Origin of the sequence: Asticcacaulis sp. (genome assembly GCA_024707255.1) — a bacterium.
GTDB lineage: Bacteria > Pseudomonadota > Alphaproteobacteria > Caulobacterales > Caulobacteraceae > Asticcacaulis.
In genome coordinates this window covers 1,004,292-1,024,788 of sequence record JANQAC010000002.1, presented here as the reverse complement: position 1 = coordinate 1,024,788, position 20,497 = coordinate 1,004,292, and the positions used below count along the sequence as shown (strand labels likewise).

16 protein-coding genes and 1 pseudogene are annotated in these 20,497 nt (G+C 60.8%); 10 read left to right on the top strand and 7 right to left on the bottom strand.

Annotated elements, in window-relative coordinates; genetic code table 11:
* The first annotated feature begins 238 nt into the window (after positions 1 to 238).
* A complete protein-coding gene (locus NVV72_16100) occupies positions 239 to 1,030 on the top strand; it encodes an alpha/beta hydrolase fold domain-containing protein (GenBank protein ID MCR6660784.1) in 792 nt (263 codons plus the stop codon).
* A gap of 11 nt (positions 1,031 to 1,041) precedes the next feature.
* On the opposite strand, the gene NVV72_16095 is transcribed toward NVV72_16100, so the two are convergent.
* Positions 1,042 to 1,641 carry a TetR/AcrR family transcriptional regulator gene (locus tag NVV72_16095; protein ID MCR6660783.1) on the bottom strand — a complete coding sequence of 200 codons (600 nt, stop codon included), beginning with the start codon at positions 1,639 to 1,641 and terminating at the stop codon, positions 1,042 to 1,044.
* A gap of 257 nt (positions 1,642 to 1,898) precedes the next feature.
* Between NVV72_16095 and NVV72_16090 the strand changes: the two genes are divergently transcribed.
* The 3 genes and pseudogenes from NVV72_16090 to NVV72_16080 all read left to right on the top strand — a co-directional run bounded on the left by NVV72_16090 (position 1,899) and on the right by NVV72_16080 (position 7,719).
* Positions 1,899 to 3,059: an efflux RND transporter periplasmic adaptor subunit gene (locus NVV72_16090; protein ID MCR6660782.1), complete on the top strand. Its 1,161-nt coding sequence runs from the start codon at positions 1,899 to 1,901 to the stop codon at positions 3,057 to 3,059.
* An 88-nt stretch (positions 3,060 to 3,147) separates the two neighbouring features.
* A pseudogene (locus tag NVV72_16085) lies at positions 3,148 to 6,322 on the top strand (efflux RND transporter permease subunit).
* Between the two features lie 2 nt (positions 6,323 to 6,324).
* On the top strand, positions 6,325 to 7,719 hold the full coding sequence (locus NVV72_16080; protein MCR6660781.1) for an efflux transporter outer membrane subunit: 1,395 nt from the start codon (positions 6,325 to 6,327) through the stop codon (positions 7,717 to 7,719).
* Between the two features lie 56 nt (positions 7,720 to 7,775).
* Here the strand turns inward: NVV72_16080 and flaF are convergent, their stop codons facing one another.
* Together flaF and flbT are read right to left on the bottom strand one after the other, a co-directional pair.
* On the bottom strand, positions 7,776 to 8,168 hold the full coding sequence (gene flaF, locus NVV72_16075) for a flagellar biosynthesis regulator FlaF (GenBank protein ID MCR6660780.1): 393 nt from the start codon (positions 8,166 to 8,168) through the stop codon (positions 7,776 to 7,778).
* Positions 8,158 to 8,553 (bottom strand): flagellar biosynthesis repressor FlbT, encoded by a 396-nt coding sequence (gene flbT / locus NVV72_16070; GenBank protein MCR6660779.1) that lies wholly within the window; start codon positions 8,551 to 8,553, stop codon positions 8,158 to 8,160. Before flbT ends, flaF begins: the two co-directional genes overlap by 11 nt.
* Before the next feature lie 200 nt (positions 8,554 to 8,753).
* Between flbT and NVV72_16065 the strand changes: the two genes are divergently transcribed.
* The 4 genes from NVV72_16065 (at position 8,754) to NVV72_16050 (ending at position 13,322) form a co-directional block, all read left to right on the top strand.
* Entirely contained in the window at positions 8,754 to 10,643 is a 1,890-nt protein-coding gene (locus NVV72_16065; protein MCR6660778.1) for a tetratricopeptide repeat protein, read from the top strand.
* Positions 10,633 to 11,388 carry a tetratricopeptide repeat protein gene (locus NVV72_16060; protein MCR6660777.1) on the top strand — a complete coding sequence of 252 codons (756 nt, stop codon included), beginning with the start codon at positions 10,633 to 10,635 and terminating at the stop codon, positions 11,386 to 11,388. Before NVV72_16065 ends, NVV72_16060 begins: the two co-directional genes overlap by 11 nt.
* Entirely contained in the window at positions 11,358 to 12,008 is a 651-nt protein-coding gene (locus tag NVV72_16055) for a hypothetical protein (GenBank protein ID MCR6660776.1), read from the top strand. Before NVV72_16060 ends, NVV72_16055 begins: the two co-directional genes overlap by 31 nt.
* Positions 12,009 to 12,164: 156 nt before the next feature.
* Entirely contained in the window at positions 12,165 to 13,322 is a 1,158-nt protein-coding gene (locus tag NVV72_16050; protein ID MCR6660775.1) for an FkbM family methyltransferase, read from the top strand.
* A gap of 6 nt (positions 13,323 to 13,328) precedes the next feature.
* Here NVV72_16050 and NVV72_16045 read toward each other — a convergent pair whose 3' ends face one another.
* Positions 13,329 to 14,171, bottom strand: a complete 843-nt coding sequence (locus tag NVV72_16045) for a universal stress protein (GenBank protein ID MCR6660774.1) — start codon at positions 14,169 to 14,171, stop codon at positions 13,329 to 13,331.
* Between the two features lie 139 nt (positions 14,172 to 14,310).
* Here NVV72_16045 and NVV72_16040 point away from each other — a divergent pair, with 139 nt between their 5' ends.
* Positions 14,311 to 14,949, top strand: coding sequence for an HD family hydrolase (locus NVV72_16040; protein MCR6660773.1), 639 nt, complete (start codon positions 14,311 to 14,313; stop codon positions 14,947 to 14,949).
* Positions 14,950 to 14,953: 4 nt separating this feature from the next.
* Complete coding sequence (locus tag NVV72_16035; GenBank protein ID MCR6660772.1) at positions 14,954 to 15,907, top strand: NAD regulator; 954 nt, start codon at positions 14,954 to 14,956, stop codon at positions 15,905 to 15,907.
* A 16-nt stretch (positions 15,908 to 15,923) separates the two neighbouring features.
* Here NVV72_16035 and NVV72_16030 read toward each other — a convergent pair whose 3' ends face one another.
* The 3 genes from NVV72_16030 to ppdK form a co-directional block, all read right to left on the bottom strand.
* On the bottom strand, positions 15,924 to 16,595 hold the full coding sequence (locus NVV72_16030; protein ID MCR6660771.1) for a hypothetical protein: 672 nt from the start codon (positions 16,593 to 16,595) through the stop codon (positions 15,924 to 15,926).
* Between the two features lie 127 nt (positions 16,596 to 16,722).
* On the bottom strand, positions 16,723 to 17,616 hold the full coding sequence (locus tag NVV72_16025) for an OmpA family protein (protein ID MCR6660770.1): 894 nt from the start codon (positions 17,614 to 17,616) through the stop codon (positions 16,723 to 16,725).
* A 134-nt stretch (positions 17,617 to 17,750) separates the two neighbouring features.
* A complete protein-coding gene (gene ppdK, locus NVV72_16020; protein ID MCR6660769.1) occupies positions 17,751 to 20,417 on the bottom strand; it encodes a pyruvate, phosphate dikinase in 2,667 nt (888 codons plus the stop codon).
* Between the last annotated feature and the right edge of the window lie 80 nt (positions 20,418 to 20,497).

Here is a 20,497-nt window from a genome sequence, read left to right as displayed (position 1 = left end):
TCGTAGTCCGGCCTGGCCGCGCGCCGCTAAAAGTCATTGAACTCGCGTTACAGGATTCAATTGTGCTCAATACGACTTCAACCCAGGCCGGCCCGAACCTCGATCCCGGCGTGCGTGATTTTATCCGGATCACCGGTGAAGCCTATGCTACGCATGGCGCCGGCCTGGCAAAAAATCCCGTCAATGCCCGCCTGGTGGCTGAAAAGGTGCGCGCCCCTGGGTTACCGGCGGTCCGGTCATGTTTTCCACAGTTGAGCACAGCGTCTCGACCCCGCACGGTGACGTTCGCATCCGCATCTATAACCCGGACAGCACCGCGAATAAGCCCGCCATGATGTATGTCCATGGCGGAGGCTGGGTGATGTTCAGCCTCGATACACATGACCGCATTATGCGCGAATACGCGGCACGCGCGGGGATTTGCGTCATTGGCGTCGATTATGCCTTGTCGCCCGAAGCGCGCTTCCCTGTGGCGCTTGAACAGGTCGTCGCTGTCGTTCGTCATGTCCATGACCACGCGGTGTCTCTTGATATCAATCCCGACCGGCTGGCCCTGGGCGGTGATTCCGCCGGCGCCAATCTGTCCTTGAGCGCCGCCCTTTCTCTGCGCGACGCCGGGGCCGGCAACAGGCTGCGTGCCCTTGTATTCAACTATGGCGCTTTCGGCATCGACCTGTCGGCGGACGATGTCCGCAAGTATGGCGGTCCGGACTATATGCTGACGGCCGAGGAAATGTCTTATTTCTGGTCTCAATACCTCGCTGGCGCCCCGGACCACTCAAATCCGCTGGCCGTACCCCTGCTGGCGGACCTGCATGATCTGCCGCCCGCCTACCTGTGCGTGCCGCAGTGCGACGTGCTGACTACGCAAAGCCTGCTTCTGGACGGTCGCCTGCGCAGCGCCGGCGTCGAGACCCGCGCCGTCGTTTATGAAGGTGCGACACATAGCTTTCTGGAAGCCGTCTCTATTTCCGACATTGCCGAAAAAGCCTTCAGAGATACGTCTGCCTGGTTACGCGAACACTTGTAACCGACGTACTTTTAGGCATGATCCGGCAAGGTGAAAAGCACGGTCATGACCTGGCGCAGAGCCGCAAGCAAGGCCTGGCGGTCGGTCCGCGGATTCGAGATCGCCCGTATCATCATGCCGTCGAAGATCATGCTGATAATTTCGCCGCGCGCATCAAGCTGCGCCTGATTTCGGCCGGGTGAAATCCGGCGGCTCAGACTGCGCCCCAGGTCGCGCTCCTGCGCATCCGCCTTTTCGACAATGGCCGCCACGCGCGGATTACGCGCCGCTTCCGCCAGGACTTCCAGCGCCAGGCCGGCATTATCCAGTGTATATTTATGCTCAATCGCCCGCTCCAGTGTATCCAGCAGGGTATCGAGCAATGCGTCGTCCGGAACGCTTTCCCACTCGGCGAACATGGCGCGCATTTCCGCCAGATCATTGGCGACAATGGCTTCCACGATCGCCTCCTTGTTGGCGAAGTAACGATAGATGACGCCGACGCTCATCTTCGCTTCCGCAGCAATATCTGACATGCTGGCGCCATGGAAACCCGAACGCCGGACACAGCGCAGGGCCGCATTCAATATGTGCTGCTGACGTTCCTCGCGGCTCAGGCGGGGCTTTGGCATCGCACCGTTCTCTGTAACAGGGTTACTCATTCGTTACGCAAATTCCTTGCCGCCACAGGGTTCTAAATGTTTTTTAATGTAGCGATCCGATTGACATACACCCAAAAGCTGCTTACTGCCAGAAAAATGAGAATGATCGTTCACTCTCACTTTAAATGCAGTTATGCTGACGCTTATTTGTCAGTCCGCAATGCAAAATAGTTCCGCGTACCTGCTGCACCGCCCTCTAAAGCCCGCCAGATCCGGAGACTTTCCGCATGAAACCGCCCCTTTCCTTTCTGAAAAACAGCGCTGTTCCCGTGGCGGTCCTGCTGGCGATCAGTCTTGGCATAACGGCCTGCGGCAAGAAGCCTGCGGCCATGCCCATGGGCGGCGCTACCGATGTCGGCGTCGTCGTGGTCACGTCCGGCCCGGTCAGCATGACCGCAGAACTGTCGGGCCGTACCTCGGCCTATCTGGACTCGGAAGTGCGCCCGCAGGTCGGCGGTATCATCAAGTCGCGTCTGTTCACCGAAGGCGGTTACGTCAAACAGGGCCAATCGCTCTACCAGATCGATCCGGCCCCCTTCCAGGCCCAATATGCCAGCGCCCAGGCGGCTGTCGCGCAGGCCAGGGCCGCGCAGACGACGGCCAAACTCAAGGCCGAGCGCTACGCCGAACTGGTCAAGATCAACGCGGTATCCAGGCAGGATAATGACGACGCCCAGGCCGCTTTGGCCCAGGCCGATGCCTCCGTCGCCTCGGCCCATGCTGCCCTGCAAACAGCCGGAATCAATCTGCAATATACCAAGGTGATTGCGCCGATTTCCGGCGTTATCAGCAAGTCATCGGTTACGCCCGGCGCTCTGGTCACTGCCTCGCAGGCGACGGAACTGGCGAAGATACAGAATATCGACCAGATCTATCTCGACATCAATCAATCGGTGAACGACCTGATGGCGCTGCAGCGCGCCGCCGCTTCGGGTACGGTCGGCGAGGCCAATACGGCCGATGTCGAACTGATTCTCCAGGATGGCACGGTTTACCCGTTGAAAGGCAAGTTGCAGTTTTCCGGGGTTTCGGTTGACGAAGCCACCGGCACAGTAACCCTGCGCGCCCTGTTCCCCAATCCGAACCGCACCCTGCTGCCGGGCATGTTCGCCAAGGCACGCATCGTCTCCGGCGTGGTCAATAACGGCATACTGGTGCCGCAGCCGGCCGTGACCCGCGACCCCAAGGGCAATGCCATGGTCATGGTGGTGACGAAGGACAACAAGGCCGCCATTCGCCCCATCCAAGTGGCGCAGACGGTCGGCGACAAATGGCTCGTGACCGGCGGTCTCCAGCCAGGTGAACGCGTCATTGTCGAGGGCCTGCAAAAGGTGCAACCCGATGCGCCGGTCAAGCCGGCCTTTATGGGCGCGGCCGCCGAAAAGTAATTACGGACACCTGTCCAACCTGAACCCGTCCGTCCCGGACACCGCCCTCTGAGACAGGCCCGGATACGGCCTCAAGGATACCGGCATGATTTCGCGCTTCTTCATTCATCGCCCCATCTTCGCCTGGGTCGTCGCCATCGTCATCATGATGGCCGGCCTTTTGTCGATCGCTAACCTGCCGGTGGCGCAATATCCGCAGATCGCCCTGCCCCAGGTGTCGGTCAGCGCCTTCTATCCCGGCGCCTCAGCCAAAACGGTCGAGGACTCGGTTACACAGATCGTCGAGCAGCAGATGAAGGGCATAGACGGCCTGCTCTATATGAACTCGACCTCGGATTCGAGCGGCGCGGCCAGCGTCACCCTGACCTTCAAGGCTGGCACCGACCCGGATATCGCCCAGGTTCAGGTTCAGAACAAGCTCCAGTCGGCCGTTCCGCTCCTGCCCCAGGAAGTCCAGCAGCAGGGCCTGACCGTGGCCAAGGCGTCGAGCGGCTTCCTGATGGTCATTGGCCTCTATTCCGACGACAAGAGTGTCAGCGATACCGACCTCGGCGACTATATGTCCTCCACCCTGGTCGATCAGATCAGCCGCGTCGACGGCGTCGGCACCATCCAGAACTTCGGCGCACAGTATGCCATGCGCATCTGGCTCGATCCGGCCAAGCTGACCAGCTACAGCCTGACGCCTACCGATGTCATGGCCGCCATTCGTGCCCAGAATACCCAGGTGTCCGCCGGTCAGTTGGGCGGATTACCGGCCGTCAAGGGCACGGCGCTCAACGCCACCATTACAGCGCAGTCCCGCCTGACCAATATCGACCAGTTCCGCCGGATCATCGTCAAGGATTCGAGCGAAGGCGCTGTCGTCCATCTTGAAGACGTGGCGCGCATCGAACTGGGTGCCCAGCAGTATGGCGGCACCGTCAAGTACGATGGCCGTCCGGCCACCGGCGTTGCCATCAGCCTGGCCACCGGCGCCAATGCCCTGGATACCGCCAAAGCGGTGAAGGCCAAGATGGATGAGCTGTCGAAGCAGTTCCCCAAGGGCTACCACTATGTCGTGCCATTCGACACCACGCCCTTCATCAACCTGTCGATTCACGAGGTCGTAAAGACGCTGATCGAGGCCGTTGTGCTTGTCTTCTTCGTCATGTTCCTGTTTCTTCAAAACTGGCGCGCCACGCTTATCCCGACCATCGCCGTGCCGGTGGTCCTGCTGGGCACCTTCGGCGTGCTGGCCGCCTTCGGCTATTCGATCAATACGCTGACCCTATTCGGACTTGTGCTGGCCATCGGGCTTCTGGTCGATGATGCCATCGTCGTGGTCGAAAACGTCGAACGCGTCATGCACGAGGAAAAGCTGCCGCCCCTGGCCGCCACCATCAAGTCGATGGAAGAAATCACCGGCGCCCTGATCGGCATTGCGCTCGTGCTCTCGGCGGTGTTTGTGCCTATGGCTTTCTTCGGCGGTTCACAGGGCGTCATCTATCGCCAGTTCTCGATCACCCTGGTCTCAGCCATGGCCCTCTCCGTTGTCGTCGCCCTGGTCCTGACGCCGGCGTTGTGCGCCACACTGCTGCGGGCTTCGGATGCCGAACACCAAACTAAGAAGGGCTTCTTCGGCTGGTTCAACCGTAATTTCGACCGCGCCGCCAGCGGCTATCGCAATATGGTGCGCAAGATACTGGGCCAGTCGGCACGCTACATGACCGTCTTTGCCGTCATTGTCGGCGTCATGGTGCTGCTGTTCACGCGCATCCCCACCTCCTTCCTGCCGGATGAGGACCAGGGCATCCTCTTCACCATTGTCCAGTTGCCGCCGGGCGCCACCGAAGAACGCACCAATGTCGTGCTCGATCAGATCGCCGACCATTTCAAGAAGGACCCGGCCGTTGAATCCGCCTTCACCGTGTCCGGTTTCTCCTTCTCCGGTCCCGGACAAAACGCCGGCATGGCCTTTGTGCGCCTGAAGGATTTCGAGAAACGCCACAAACCGGACCTGAAGGCGCCCGCCGTCGCCGGTCGCGCCATGGGGGCCTTCAGCCAGTTCCGTGACGCCATGGCGTTCGCCATCGTGCCGCCGGCCGTGACCGAACTGGGTAATTCGTCCGGTTTCGACCTCCAGCTCAAGGATGTCGGCGGCACTGGGCCACCAGGCCCTGCTCAATGCCCGCAACCAGGTGCTGGGCATGGCCTCGCAAAATCCAAACCTGATGGCGGTCCGCCCGAACGGCATGGAGGATACCCCCGAACTCAAGCTGGAGATCGATCAGGCCGCGGCCGGCGCCATGGGCGTCAGCCTGTCCGATATCAACGCCACCCTTTCGGCGGCCATGGGCGGCGCCTATGTCAACGACTTCATCGACCGCAACCGCGTCAAGAAGGTCTTCGTCCAGGCCGATGCGCCCTTCCGCATGAAGCCCGAAGACCTGAGCCAGTGGTATGTCCGCAATGACAAGGGGCAAATGGTCCCATTCACTGCCTTCGCCACCTCGCACTGGGAATACGGCTCGCCGCGCCTCGAACGCTATAACGGCGCACCGTCGATGAACCTCCAGGGTATGGCCGCGTCCGGCAAGTCTTCCGGTCAGGCCATGGCCGAGATGGAGAAGATCATCGCCACCCTGCCGCCCGGCATCAGCTACGAATGGACCGGCCTGTCGCTTCAGGAAAAGCAGTCCGGCGCCGAAGCCCCGATGCTTTACGCCCTGTCGATCTTCGTGGTCTTTATCCTGCTGGCGGCGCTCTATGAAAGCTGGTCGATCCCCATCGCCATCGTCATGGTCATTCCCTTGGGCGTGCTCGGCGCCCTGCTTGCCACCATGCTGCGCGGCCTGACCAATGACATCTATCTTCAGGTGGCCCTGCTGACCATTATTGGCCTCAGCTCGAAGAACGCCATCCTGATTGTGGAGTTCGCTAAGCATAACCACGAGAACGGCATGAACCTGATCGACGCCACGCTGGAAGCCGTCCGTATCCGCCTGCGGCCGATCATCATGACGTCGCTGGCCTTTACCTTCGGCATCCTGCCCCTGTTCTTTGCCAATGGCGCGGGATCGGGCAGCCAGAACGCCATCGGCACCGGGCTGGTCGGTGGCATCCTGTCCGCCACCCTGCTGGCCATCTTCTTCATTCCCCTGTTCTTCGTTATCATTGAAAAGATATTCAAGGCGGATGAAAAACACCTCCAGAAGCTGGCGCTGGAACGCGAGGCCATGGCCCTGCTCGATAAATCCGACACCGACAATACGGGACACTGAGGATGACGTCTTTTCTTAAACTCACCCTGCTCGGCGCCAGCCTCGTGGCTTTAAGCGCCTGCACCATGGCCCCGCGCTATGAACGCACGGCCCTGCCGGTGCCGGAGCAGTTCCCCACGGCCGCTACCGCGCAAGGCCAATCGGCGGAAACCCTGCCCTGGCGCCAGGTCTTTCTGGATGAACGCCTGCAAGGCGTCATCGAACAGGCCCTGGCCAATAACCGCGACCTGCGCGTAGCGGTGCTGAACGTCGAAAAAGCACGGTCGCAGTACCGTATCCAGCGCGCCAGCCTGTTCCCGGCGGTCAATGGCACGGTTTCCGGCACACGCGGCAATACCGGCGAGGTCGATTCAACCGGCACGCCGATCGGCACGACCGAACTCTACAGCGCCAATATCGGCGCCTCGTGGGAGCTCGACCTGTTCGGCCGGGTTCGCTCGCTCAGCCAGGCAGCCCTGCAAAGCTATTTTGCGGTGGCGGAAAACCGCAAAGCAGCGCAGATCAGCCTGATTTCCGCTGTCGGTTCGGCCTGGATGAACCTGGCCGCCGACCAGGATCAATTGCGCCTGTCGGCCGAGACCCTGCGCCTGCGCGAGGAAAGCCTCAGCCTGACCCAGAAGCGTTTCGATCTCGGCAGCACGGACCAGATGACCCTGCGCCAGAGCCAGGTGCTGACCGAACAGGCGCGCGCCGATGTCGCCGCCCTGACGGCCACCGTGCAACAGGACAAGAATGCCCTGCGCCTGTTGGCAGGGGGCGATATCGCGCCCGAACTGCTGCCGGATACCTTCCCGGATCGCGCCATCCTGGCCGACCTGCCGGCCGGCCAGCCCTCCGATATCCTGCTGAAACGCCCCGATGTCATGGCGGCGGAATACAGCCTGAAGGCTGCCAATGCCGATATCGGCGCGGCGCGCGCCGCCTTCTTTCCGCGCATTTCCCTGACGGGTTCCGTCGGCAAGGCATCGACCGATCTCGGCAACCTGTTCGACGGCACCGACACCTGGGCCTTCTCCCCGTCCATTTCCGTGCCGATCTTTGCCGGCGGCGCCAATACGGCTAATCTCAACGCCAGCAAGGCCAGCCGCGACATCGCGCTCGCTCAATATGAAGGCGCCATCCAGTCAGCCTTCCGCGACGTGGCCGATCAACTGGCCACGCGTTCCACTATCGACGATCGCCTGGCGGCGCAAACCAACGTGGTGGCGGCCGCGGCGGACAGCCGCACACTGGCCCAGGCGCGCTTCGATCGCGGCATCGATTCCCGCCTGGCCCTGACCGATGCCGAGCGCACGCTTTACGGCGCACAGCAACAGCTTATCGCTGTCCGTCTGGTGCGGTCGCTGAACCTCATCAACCTCTACGCCGCGCTGGGCGGCGGTTACCTGGCCGAATAATAAAAAAGCCCTTGCATCAGCGGCAAGGGCTTTTCCTTCGGATATATGGCTCAAAATCAGCCGTAGGATTGGCGAACCGTGGTTGTTGGCTGCGCCTGCTCCTGTGGCAGCAGGCCCTGCATGATGATGCGATTGACATCGATCAGCGGTCCGAAGTCTTCCTTGTTGCGCATGACCAGCGAGGTGTGCTTGTTCACCCAGATCGACAGCGAAATGATATTGGCGCGCAACTGCTCAGGCAGGCCGTTGGTGGCCAGTGAGCAATCCGCCCCCAGCATCGACCACATGCGGCGGTTCCAGTCCAGGGCATCCATGCGCTCGCGGATGAAGCTCCGGTCGAGTTGTTCCGCTTCCATCAGCGCGCGCGTAACCTGGCCGAACAGGCGGTATTCCGTCTGGCGAGGGTCTTCTGCGCGGGCAGCCGTGGTCTGGTACGCCTTAAGCGACATGTCCTAATCTTTCGTCTTCATACTCTATCAGCCGGCGGCAACTCATCAGCGCCTTGTAGTATTCCCGCGCCATGAGGCTTTTGGAAATAGCGACGCATTCCGCCAGGATAACCGGATTGGAGATCACACCCATGAATTCCGACATGCGGCGCAGGAATTCATCGTAATATTTATCGGCGCCCGCCTCATCGAGATACATCATCATCACCGGGAAATAGACGTGACGCGCCGGCGTGTTGACGTCCTCCTGCTGCATGATGTCTTTTTCGCGGAGCACCGAAGCCTTGTTCTGCAGGACCAGCGAACAGCGGCGGTCGCCGTTTTGCACGACGGCGCCATTCAGAACGAACTTTTCCCCAGGCTTCAAGGACAGTTTTAAGGGCATTTTTTTTTCCTTCGGGTCTGCCGAAACGCACAGGCCCGTACCGCAAGCCTATAGCGCATGTCGAGTTAACAGCAGGTTTCAACTAAAGTTAATATGCCGGGAATTTGATCTCCCTCAAGATGGCGCACCCATATTTCTTTAGGGAGTTTTAAGCGAATCTCTGTCTACAGAATGGCACGTCAGTGCCCTCGGAGCTAGTCATGTCGCTCAGCGTAAAACAGCAAAAGAAATCAAACACCAAGACCCAATCGGGCCTTTTGCTGTTCGGTGCTGCACAGGAAACACCGGCGTCCTTTACACCGCCCGCCGTGCCTGTCGGCGCTGAGGCCCCGATCTTCAAACCGGTGGAGGTGTTCAATCCAGCCGCCCAGATCCTGGGCGATTCGGGCTCTTCCGAGGCACTGAAAATTCTGCTTAGCGCCACCGAGCACATCAAGCGCACCGACACGCTGAAACTGCTAAGGGAGGCGCTCGATCTCTTTCGCAAGGACGACTGGCAGGGCGGCGGCGAATGCGCCCTGAAGGCCTTGCATATCGATGAGAAAAGCGGCGAAGCCTGGCATATCCTCGCCGTTTCGCGCGACAAATGCAACGATTTCGCCAGCGCCATCACCTGTTACGAAACGGCGCTGAGGCTGCAACCGGAAAACCCGGCCATCGCCAACGACCTCGGCCGGCTGGCCTATAAGATGGGGCTGAACGAGTTGGCGGAGAAGTTCTTCCGCTTCTTCCTGAACAAGAGCCCCGGACATGTCGAGGCGATCAACAACCTGGCCAGCGCCCTGCGCGAACTGAACCGCCTGGATGACGCCGTAGACCTGCTGCGTGATGCTATCGGCGCCAATCCAACCAATGTGCAGTTGTGGAATGCGCTGGGCACGGTGGTCAACGCCCAGGGCGACCTGCACAATGCCGTCATCTTCTATGAAGAGGGCCTGCGGCATGACCCGAAACACGTCCATGCCCGCTACAATCTCGGCAATGCCAAGGCGTCGGTCGGCCACGTCGAGGAAGGGCTGGAAGACCTGATGGCCGCCCTGCCGCTCTTCACCGACCCGCTCAATATCCACACCTGCAAGCTCAGCATCGCCTTCTGCCACCTGCACCTCGGCAATTACGAGGAAGGCTGGAAATGGTATGAAGCGCGCGACAAGGACAATACCTCCGAGAAGGTGCATTACCTGATCAACCGGCCACGCTGGACACCAGATCAGCCTCTGAAAGGCAAGCGCGTCTTCGTTTCCGCCGAGCAGGGGCTGGGCGATGAGATCATGTTCTCCAATGTCCTGCCCGACCTGCAGCGCGAAATCGGCCCGGACGGCCACCTCGCCATCGGCGTCGAACCGCGGTTGGTGCCGATTTTCCAGAAAGCCTTTCCGCAGGCCACCGTCGTCAAACACCATACGACCAAGCACAAGAACCTGCCGGTCCGGTTGTTCCCCGATGTCACTGACTGGGAAAGCTACGATTACTGGGCCATCATGGGTGATTTCCTCGGCCGCTATCGTAAAAAGATCGAGGACTTTCCGCGCTTTGAGGATGGCAAGCCCCATAGCTGGCTCAGGCCCGATCCGGAGCGCATTGCCTACTGGAAAGCGACCCTTGCCGCCGTCAACGCTAAGCCCAAGGTCGGCCTGTTGTGGAAATCGCTGATCAGGCACTCGCGCCGCGACCGCTACTACTCCCCCTTTGCGCAGTGGGAAGACATCCTGCGCATCGAAGGCATCCAGTTCGTCAACCTGCAATATGGCGATACCTCTGAAGAACTGGCCCTGGCGAAGGAGATGGGGCTGGATATCTGGACGCCCCCCGGCATCAACCTGAAGAACGATCTCGATGACCTGTCGGCCCTGTGCGCCGCCATGGACTGCATCCTGTGCCCGGCCAACGCCACCAGCAATATCGCCGGCGCCGCCGGCGCCCCGGTCTGGCTGATCACGCCGAAAGATGCCTGGATCTGCCTCGGCACGGACTATTTCCCCTGGTATCCATCGACCCGCGTCTTCTTCTCGGAATCCCTGCTCGACTGGGCGCCGGTTATGGGCCGTATCAAGGCCGCACTGATCGAGACCTTTGTCGATGTCGGTTGAAACCCTGGTCGCCAGGGCGGCCGAAGCCGAAGCCAATCTCGACCTGGTCAGGGCGCTCGATACCTACGAGGAGGCGCTGAAACTGGCGCCGGACTCGCTCGAAATCGCCGGACGCCTGGCGGTGCTCGCCTTCCGGCTGAACATGTGGCCAATGGCGGAGAAATTCTACGCCCACCTGATCACCCACGGCATCCATGAGATGGCGATCATTACCGGCTATGCCGCTTCCTTGCGCGAACAGTCGAAATATGACGAAGCCGTCGATGTGCTGAAAACCGTCCTGAACCGGCGACCGGAAGAAGCATCGCTGTGGGAAGGTCTCGGCACGGTCATGGCGGCGCAGGGCGATACGGATAATGCCCTGACCTTTTTCAACGAGGCCCTGCGCCTTGAGCCCGATAACCTGCACGCCCGTTTCAACCGCGGCTGCGCCCTGATCGACCAGGAAACGAGACCGCCGGCCTGGAAGACCTGGCCGCCTGCGCCGACGCCTTCGATGATCCGGATAACCTGTCCTCAGCCCAGATTGCCTATGCCCAGGCGTTGCTGGCATCCGGGCAACTGGAAGCCGGCTGGCGCGCCTATGAAGGCCGCGAGCGCTACGGCACAGCCCGCCAGGTTCACTATTCGCTGTGGTCCCGGCGCTGGCGGGAAGGTCAGCCCCTTGCAAACAGCAAGCTTCTGGTCAGCGGCGAGCAGGGCCTTGGCGATGAAGTGCTGTTTGCTTCCATCCTGCCCGATCTGATCCGCGATATCGGTCCGGAAGGCGCGTTGTGGCTGGCCGTGGAACCGCGCCTGAAAACGCTTTTCCAACGAAGCTTTCCGGAAGCGCGCGTGATCGCGCACCGCACCCAGATGATCGATGGCATTTTGCAACGCAGTTTCCCGTATCTGGAAAATGGTGCGACCGAAGGATGGGCCGTCATGGGTGATTTCCTGCCGCTCTATCGCCGGCGGGTCAGCGATTTCCCGGCGGAAAATGCCTTTCTCAAGCCCGATCCGGCACGGGTCGCTTACTGGCGGGAACAGATGGCCGCCATCAGCGACAAACCCAAGATCGGCATCCTGTGGAAAAGCCTGAAATCCGGCGCCCAGCGCGACCGCTATTTCCCAGCTTTCGAGGACTGGGCCGATCTCCTCAGGCTGGATGGCGTCACCTTCATCAACCTGCAATATGGCGACAGCGACGCCGAAATGGCGTGGGCGGCCGAGAATGGTTTCAGCATCCAGACGCCCGAAGGCATCGATCTGAAAGATGATCTCGATGATCTCGCCGCGCTATGCTCGGCCATGGATGTCATCCTGTCGCCCTCCAACGCTACCAGCAATATCGCCGCCGCCTGCGGCGTGCCCACCGGTTCCTGAGCCCTGCCAAAAGCTGGCTGCAACTGGGGCAGGATCACTATCCCTGGTATCCGGGCGTACGCCTGTTTGCCCCTTCGTCGCTGATCGACTGGAAATCGGCGCTCGACCGCGCGCGCGACGCACTGACAGACACATTCCGCTTACAGGAACACTAAGATGATACAGGCCGCCCCTCTCCTGCCAGTCTCGCTCGGAAGCCTCGATTTCAACGACATGCCGGTGCAGGCATGGCTCAAGGACCACGCCGAGAGCAGAACGTCACGGGATATCCTGAAGCATCCCCTGATCCTGCTGGGCGCCGGGTCCGTCCTGGCCCAGCCTTTTGTCAATTACGCCATTGCCCACGGCAAGGTCGTGGCCCTGATCGACAATGCCCGCGCTGGGCAGGACCTGCATGGTATTCCCTATGCGGGCGATGCCGCCCTGCCCGACCTGCTCGCCAAAGCACCTGAAGCAATCGGCGTGCTGTGCTGCGGGTCTGAAAATGCCATCGTCTATTTCACCGGCATCTGGGGCCAACGTCCGCAACCGCTGCTCAGCTATTTCGATGTCCTGAGCCAGTTGCCGCCCGAGGCCGCCGGCCATCGCCTCGGTTTCATGCCATCCTTTTCGGATGCGGATCTGGTCATGGCCCTGCATGAAAAAGCAAAGGCCGTCTTTACCGACGCCTTAAGCCGCCAAACGCTCGACGCCATCATGATGTACCGCCTGACCTGGGACAGCCGTTATATCGCCGCCATCGCCCGGCCCGAGAAAGCCATCTATTTCGAACCGGAGGCCATGCCGCTGGGCGAGCACGAAATCCTCGTCGACGGCGGCGCCTATGATGGCGATACCGTGCGGTCGTTCAGCGCCCGCACAGGCGGCCAGTACGACCATATCCATGCCTTTGAAATCGACCCGGCCAATGCCGACGCCTTCACTTTCAAAACGCAAGACACGCCAAATGTAACGCTTCATCGAGTCGGGCTTTGGAATGAAAAAACGGAAATGGGCATCGAGCATCGTCCGGACGATGGCAGCCGGATCAGCAAGACGTCAACCACGATGGTACCGCTCGATGCCATGGATAATCTCGATCTCGGCCCGGTCAGCGTGATCAAGCTCGATGTCGAGGGGGTTGAAGTCCAGGCCCTGCAAGGCGCGCGCAGATTGATTGCAAATTACAAGCCAAAGCTGGCGATCAGCGCCTATCACCGGGCCGACGACTTCCAGACCCTGCTCGACACGCTCTCAGACCTGCGGACCGATTACCGCCTCACCCTGCGCCATTACTCGCCGATCATCTACGATACGGTCATCTACGCGCTCTGATCCGGCTTAATGCGCCATGTAGAGATTGAGCTGTGTATGCTGCAAAAGCGCCCGTGTCGTGCCGCCGAAAGCAAATTCGCGCAGCCGTGACCGGCCATAGGCGCCGGCGACCATATAATCGGCCTTGTACCGCTCGGCTGCCGCCGTCAGCGCCTGGACGACATCTCCCTTCGGCAGGCTATCGACCTCGGCCTTGAGACCGTGGGCCGCATAATAGGCCGCCAGGCGCTCCAGTTCGGGCGGCTGATCCCCCACGGGCGCCCCGATAATCACGATCCGTGACGCTTTCTTGAGCAGTGGCAGCGCGCGACGGGCGGCGCGTGACGAAGGCTCCTTACCGTCCCAGGCCACGACGGCCGTACCATTGATGTTGAACGGCTTGCGGGCAATGAAAACGCCCGTTCGTTCTTCCATCAGCACCTGCTGGAAGGCTTCGGAAAGCATCCCCTGTCCCCTGGCGCTGACATCGGAAAAGACCATCAGGTCCGACAGGCGCGTTTCCATCGCCAGATCCTGCCACACCGGAGAATTCAGGGCGGTGAAGGTCTTGCCAGGGCATTCGACCGCGGCGAATTGCGCCCGCGCCGCCAGTTCGGATTCCTCTGCGGCTGTTTTCAGGCTTTCCATAGTCGCCATCTGGACCGTCCCCATGAAGCCCTCCCCCAGCCAAGGCGCCAGTTCCGCCGGATCGGGCGGCGTAAAGAGGACATTCAACTGCGCCTGGAAGGCGGCGGCCAGTTGTGCGGCCAGTTCGAGCGACAGGGACTCGCTGGCGGTGCCGCTGACCGGCACGCTGATCCGAGACCATGCCTGTCCCTGGGTCTGCTTTTGGGCAATTGCATCCGACATCAGCGCCTCCATTTTTTGTGTATAGATTTGCATTTGGCGGCTCAAATCTCCGCCTGTGCTATACTTATATACCTTTCGGGATAAAAACCCGATGCGACAAATTCGGCAAGTGCCGATTATAGCCAGTTTGCGAAACCCGATGCCGACAGCCAAAGCCAAATCTCCTGCCATCAGAAGCCGCGCTAGCGCCGCCCTGCCGCCGCGCGCCTGGCAGCGTATGCTTTCCGGCCGCCGGCTTGACCTGCTTGATCCGGCGGCCATCGATATCGAGATCGACGATATTGCGCTTGGCCTGTCGCGCGTGGCGCGCTGGAACGGCCAGACCCTCGGCGAATTTGGCTTCAGCGTGGCCCAGCACTGTCTGGTGGTTGATGATATCTGCGTCCATATCAATCCTGCGCTCAGGCCCGAGCACCGTCTGATGGCCCTGCTGCATGACGCGCCAGAATATGTGATCGGCGACATGATCTCGCCCTTCAAGGCGGCGCTCGGCTTCGATTACCGCCGCTTCGAGACTCACCTTGAGCAATCAATCTTTATCCGCTTTGGCCTGCCGGCCGTCATGCCAGCACCGGTCAAAACACTGATCAAACGGGCCGATCATGCCTGCGCCTATTTCGAAGCGACGCAACTCGCCGGTTTTACTGACAGCGAAGCACGACAGTATTTCGGCGAACCGCCGGCGGGGTACGGCCTGACCATCACGCCCCTACCCGACAAGCTGGCGCGTGAAGCCTTCGTCACCCGCTTCGATGCGCTCATGAAGATGAAGGGCTGAGCGCATGTCTTTAGCAATCGAACTTTCGGCGGTGGTTGTGACGGTCCGGGATAATGAAGCCCTGGTCCTGTGTCTGAACCTGCCGAAGACCAGTCCGGAAGCCTATGCCCTGCCCTCCGGTCCCTTCCTGCCGGAAAGTCACCGCACCTTCGATCTGGCGCTGCGGGCCTTCGTGCGTGAACAGACCGGCTTCGCCATCGGCTATGTCGAGCAGCTTTACAGCTTTGGCGACGACGGCCGGCAAGGCATTGCCGCCACCGCGCCCGCCAATGACCCGGAGGTCGACCGCGTCGTATCGGTCGGCTATCTGGCGCTAACGCCGCAGGCCGGCAATCAGGCGCGGTTCGATGCGGCCTGGGTGCCGTTTCATCGCTTCTTTCCCTGGGAGGACTGGCGCAACAACGAGGTGAGCCCCAACCTGGAAGCCCTGCGTCCGGCTCTTGCGAAATGGTGTGAAAGCGCCGAAAACGCCAATGAGCGTGCGCTGAGGCTCAGACGGGTGGCGACGCTTTTTCCTGAAGAGTTCGACAACTGGAACGAAGAACGCGTTCTCGACCGTTATGAACTGCTGTACAATGCCGGACTGGCGGCCGAGGCCCACCGGGCGGATGGGGCCCAAGGCACCGTTTCCGCCGGCGAACCCATGGCTTCGGATCACCGCCGTATCCTGGCGACCGGCCTGTCACGTCTGCGCGGCAAGCTGAAATACCGCCCGGTCATTTTCGAGCTTATGCCTGAGCGCTTTACCCTGCTTGAATTGCAGAAATCGATCGAAGCGCTTTGCGGCCTGCGACTTCACAAGCAGAATTTCCGGCGCGGTCTGGAACGCACCGGCTTCGTCAAGCCGCTGGGGATTATGCGCGAAGATACCGGCGGGCGCCCCGCTGAACTTTATGCCTATGACCAGGAACAGTTCAGATTCGCCCCCTCCCTGGGCCTGAGCCTGCCCAGGGCCTAGCTGCCAGGCTTAGCTGTTAGTGCAGCCTGGCCAGACGCGCCGCCTGCGACATCCAGTTCTCACGGGCAACCCGCTCAGGCGACAGGATGCGGTTAGAGACCCAGGCGACATTTTCCGGCGACCAGCCGGCGACCTGCCAGTAGTAGAAGATACCGAGGCTGTTCAGTTCACGCTGCCGGGCGGAGTCGATGCCGGAAATGACCGTCAGGTCATCCGGTGGACTTTGCGGCACACCTACGCGGATCGGCTCCAGCCCGGTACCGGCCTGCTGCACCGCCGCCTGAATGCTTTCGGGCGTCATCGCGGCCAGACTCGATACGCGCCTTTGCAGGCTGTTGTCCTCGCGACGGATCAGCACATTGGTGGCGGCCGTATCCAGGCGTGGCGCGGGCTGGGGCGGCGCATAGGGCGCCTTATCGGCCTCCGTTACTTTTGGCGCGGTAAAAGGCACCACTACACCGGTCGTAAAGGCTTCGGCGGCGGCATCGAGATAGGTGACAGGCTGCGGCGGCGGTGCGGTTGCCGGTTCGGGCGCTGCCACAGGTTCTTCATCGAAGCTGACGCGCGGCCGCCCCTCGAAGGCACTGTGGTGGCTTTGGACACGGCGTGACAGGTTCCAGCCCAGCCAGGCCGAAATCAAAAAGGCCCCCAGCATAAGCCCCAGGGATTTGAGGATCAGGATGATCATTTTGCCCTTACCGCTTCAGTTTCGGTTTGCTGACGCGTTTGGCGACAAAACCCGTGATCAGGCCGAGACCGGCCGCCCCCGCCAGAAGCCAGCGCAATTCCATAACCAGATGCAGCATATTTGCCCCCTATCCTGCGTTGACGGTAAAGACGACCCGGCGGTTTTTTGCCCGCCCTTCGGCCGTCAGGTTATCGGCCACCGGCAGTGCGCCGCCGAACCCACGCACAATGACGCGATCCGGCGCCAGTCCCCTTGCGATCAGCGCATCGGCGGCGGCCTGCGCGCGGGCCTGCGAAATCGTCTGGTTAACCATGCCGTCGCCGAGATTGTCCGTATAACCGGAGACGGTCAGGCGCACCTGCACCGGACATGCGGCTACGACCTTGTAGACATCGCCGATCAGCGCCTGGCTTTCCGGCGTCAGGTCATAAGTGCCCGGTTTGTAGCTGACCTGGCGGCTAGAGACGGCAGCGGCGATATCCTGGTCGCAGGACCGCGCCGCCTGAGTGCTGGCATCGAGGGCATTATCCCCGGCAACACGCGGCAAGTCACTGGCAGACGTATTGAGTGAGGCGACGGCTGTGGCGCCATCGCCGTGGATGATCTCTATGCCCGGCGCCTTCTCGGTTGATCTGGCAGGCACGGCCGAAGTGGACGCGGCGGGCGGGTTCATGACAACTGCCGCATGGACGGTCGGCGCAGCGATCACCTGAACCGCGCTGATCGGGCTGTTGACAAGCTTGCCACCCGGCAGGACGGGCTCATTCATCGTCACATCTGCCAGCGTGGCCTCGGCTTGTGTCAGTTGCGCCCTGGCTTCCGGCGTATTGTTCACAGCCTTCAGGGTCACAGTCTGGCCCGAAACCCCGGCCTTGACCTCATGCAACCCTTTCATCGCAAGGGCCTGGTCTACGCTGCTCTTCAGATCGGCTTCCATGGCCGGCAGGACACGATACAGTCCGACAGCACTGAGAACAGCCAGGCTAGAAAACCCTGCGATCCATACGGCCTTGACTGTCATCGGTTACCCCCACACGAATTCAGATTGCGTTAACCTTTTTATCGCGTGCGGGCGCAACAAACAACCACCCAAAACAACTGAGAGGGGACAAATAAATTGCCCCCTCCCAAATGTGCTTTCGATGTAACGCAGTACTAGCCTTTGGCGGCAATCGCCGCCTGTGCCGCAGCCAGCCTTGCCACCGGCACGCGATAGGGCGAACAGGAGACATAGGCGAGACCCGCCCCATGACAGAAGGCGATGGACGCCGGATCGCCACCATGTTCGCCGCAGATACCCATCTTGATATCTGGACGCTGTGTCTTGCCCTTTTCTGCGGCAATCTTGATCAACGCGCCGACGCCATCCTGGTCGAGCGAGACAAACGGGTCCTTCTCGAAAATGCCCTTTTCGATATAGGGGTTGAGGAAGCGGCCGGAGTCATCGCGGCTGATGCCATATGTCGTCTGGGTCAGGTCATTGGTGCCGAAGGAGAAGAACTCGGCCGTCTCCGCCAGTTTGTCAGCCAGCAGGGCGGCGCGCGGTAGTTCGATCATGGTGCCGACCATATAGGCAACCGTCTTGCCCTTGGCGGCAAAGACTTCTTTGGCGATACGATGCGTCATTCCCGTCAGGTAGGCCATTTCCTCACGCGTGGCGACCAGCGGGTGCATGATCTCCGGCTTGGGATTGCCGCCAACTGCCGCCACTTCCACCGCCGCCTCGAAGATGGCGCGAAGCTGGCTCTCGTAGATTTCCGGGAAGGTGACGCCAAGACGGCAGCCGCGCCAGCCCAGCATCGGATTGGTCTCGGAAAGTTCCTTGGTGCGCTTGTAGAGCTTTTCCTCGCCCACGCCCGAGGCTTCCGCCACGGCCTTCATGTCTTCCGCCGTATGCGGCAGGAATTCATGCAGTGGCGGATCGAGCAAACGGATCGTCACCGGCAGACCGTCCATGATCTGGAACAGTTCGGCGAAATCGGCCTTCTGCATCGGCTGGATCTTTTCCAGCGCTTTACGACGGCCCGCCTCATCATCGGCCAGGATCATTTCGCGCACCGCCGAGATGCGTTCGTCATCGAAGAACATATGCTCGGTCCGGCACAGGCCAATACCCTCCGCGCCGAACCCGATGGCCGTACGGGCATCCGCCGGCGTTTCGGCATTGGTGCGAATGGCCAGCGTTTTATACTCGTCGGCCCACTTCATGATCTGGTGGAAGTCCTCCGAGAACTCCGGTTCGATCATGCGGATGGCGCCCTTCATGATCTCGCCCGATGAACCATCAAGCGTGATGATTTCGCCGTGTTTGAAGGTCTGGCCACGCGAAACGAACTCACCGCGCTCGGCATAGATATTCATTTCGCCGGCACCGGACACACAAGGCCGTCCCATACCTCGCGCCACGACCGCCGCGTGGGAGGTCATGCCGCCCCGCGCCGTAACGATCGCCTTGGCGGCGTGCATCCCGTGAATGTCTTCCGGCGAGGTTTCGTCACGCACCAGGATGACATCTTCGCCGGCCGCGGCAAAGCGCACGGCGTCATCGGCGGTGAAGACGATCTTGCCCGAAGCGGCACCAGGTGAGGCCGGCAGGCCGCGCGCGATCACCACCTTCTCGGCCTTCGGGTCGAGCATCGGGTGCAACAGTTGATCGAGCGCCGAGGCATCAATGCGCATCAGGGCTTCTTCCGGCGTGATCAGGCCCTCTTTGGCCATGTCCACCGCAATCTTGAGCGCCGCCTTGGAGGTGCGCTTGGCATTGCGGGTCTGGAGCATGTAGAGCTTGCCCTGCTCGACCGTGAACTCGACATCCTGCACATCGCGGTAGTGGTTTTCCAGCGTATCAACCGTTGATTTGAACTGGCTGAACACCTCCGGCAGCGATTCTTCCATCGAAAGCGCGCGCTCGCCCATCTCCTCGCGGGCCTTCTTCGTCAGAGCCTGCGGGGTGCGGATACCGGCCACCACGTCTTCGCCCTGGGCATTGAGCAGGAACTCGCCATAGAGATCACCGTCGCCAGTCGAAGGATTGCGCGTGAAGGCCACGCCGGTGGCCGAGGTCTGGCCCATATTGCCGAAGACCATTGACTGGATATTGACGGCCGTGCCCCAGTCTTCCGGGATGTCGTGCATTTTGCGGTAGAACTTGGCGCGATCGTTCATCCACGAACTGAAGACGGCCTTCACCGCGCCCCAGAGCTGTTCTTTCGGATCCTGCGGGAAATCCTCACCCAGTTCGGATTTCACCATCGCCTTGTAGTCGGCAATGATCTTGGCCCAATCCTTGTCGGTGATGTCGGTATCGACAGTGACGCCCAGGCGATCCTTGTGGTCGTCGAGAATATCTTCAAAGCTGTGGTGGCTGACATTCAGCACCACATTGGAATACATGGTGATAAATCGGCGGTAGCAATCGAGCGCAAAGCGGCGATCGCCGGTCAGGGTCGCCAGACCTTCAACCGTTTCGTCGTTCAATCCCAGATTAAGCACCGTGTCCATCATGCCCGGCATCGAGGCGCGCGCCCCGGAGCGGACAGAGACCAGCAGTGGATTTTCAACCTTGCCGAAGCCCTTGCCTGTGCTGGCTTCCAAATCGGCCAGCGCCTTTTCGACTTCATCGACCAGACCATCCGGCAGGGCCTGCTCGTTCCTGAAATAGTGAACGCAGGCTTCTGTGGTGATGGTGAAACCGGCCGGCACCGGCAGGTTAAGCGACGACATTTCAGCCAGATTGGCCCCCTTGCCGCCCAGCAGGGCCTTCATTGTGGCATTGCCATCAGCCTTTCCGGCTTTGAAAGCATAAACCCAGTGCTTTGACATGAACTTTCCCTTTTCAGTCACAACTTTAATCTTTAAGCGAAGTGCTTACGAAAACTCTTTGGTTTCCTTATTATTATAAA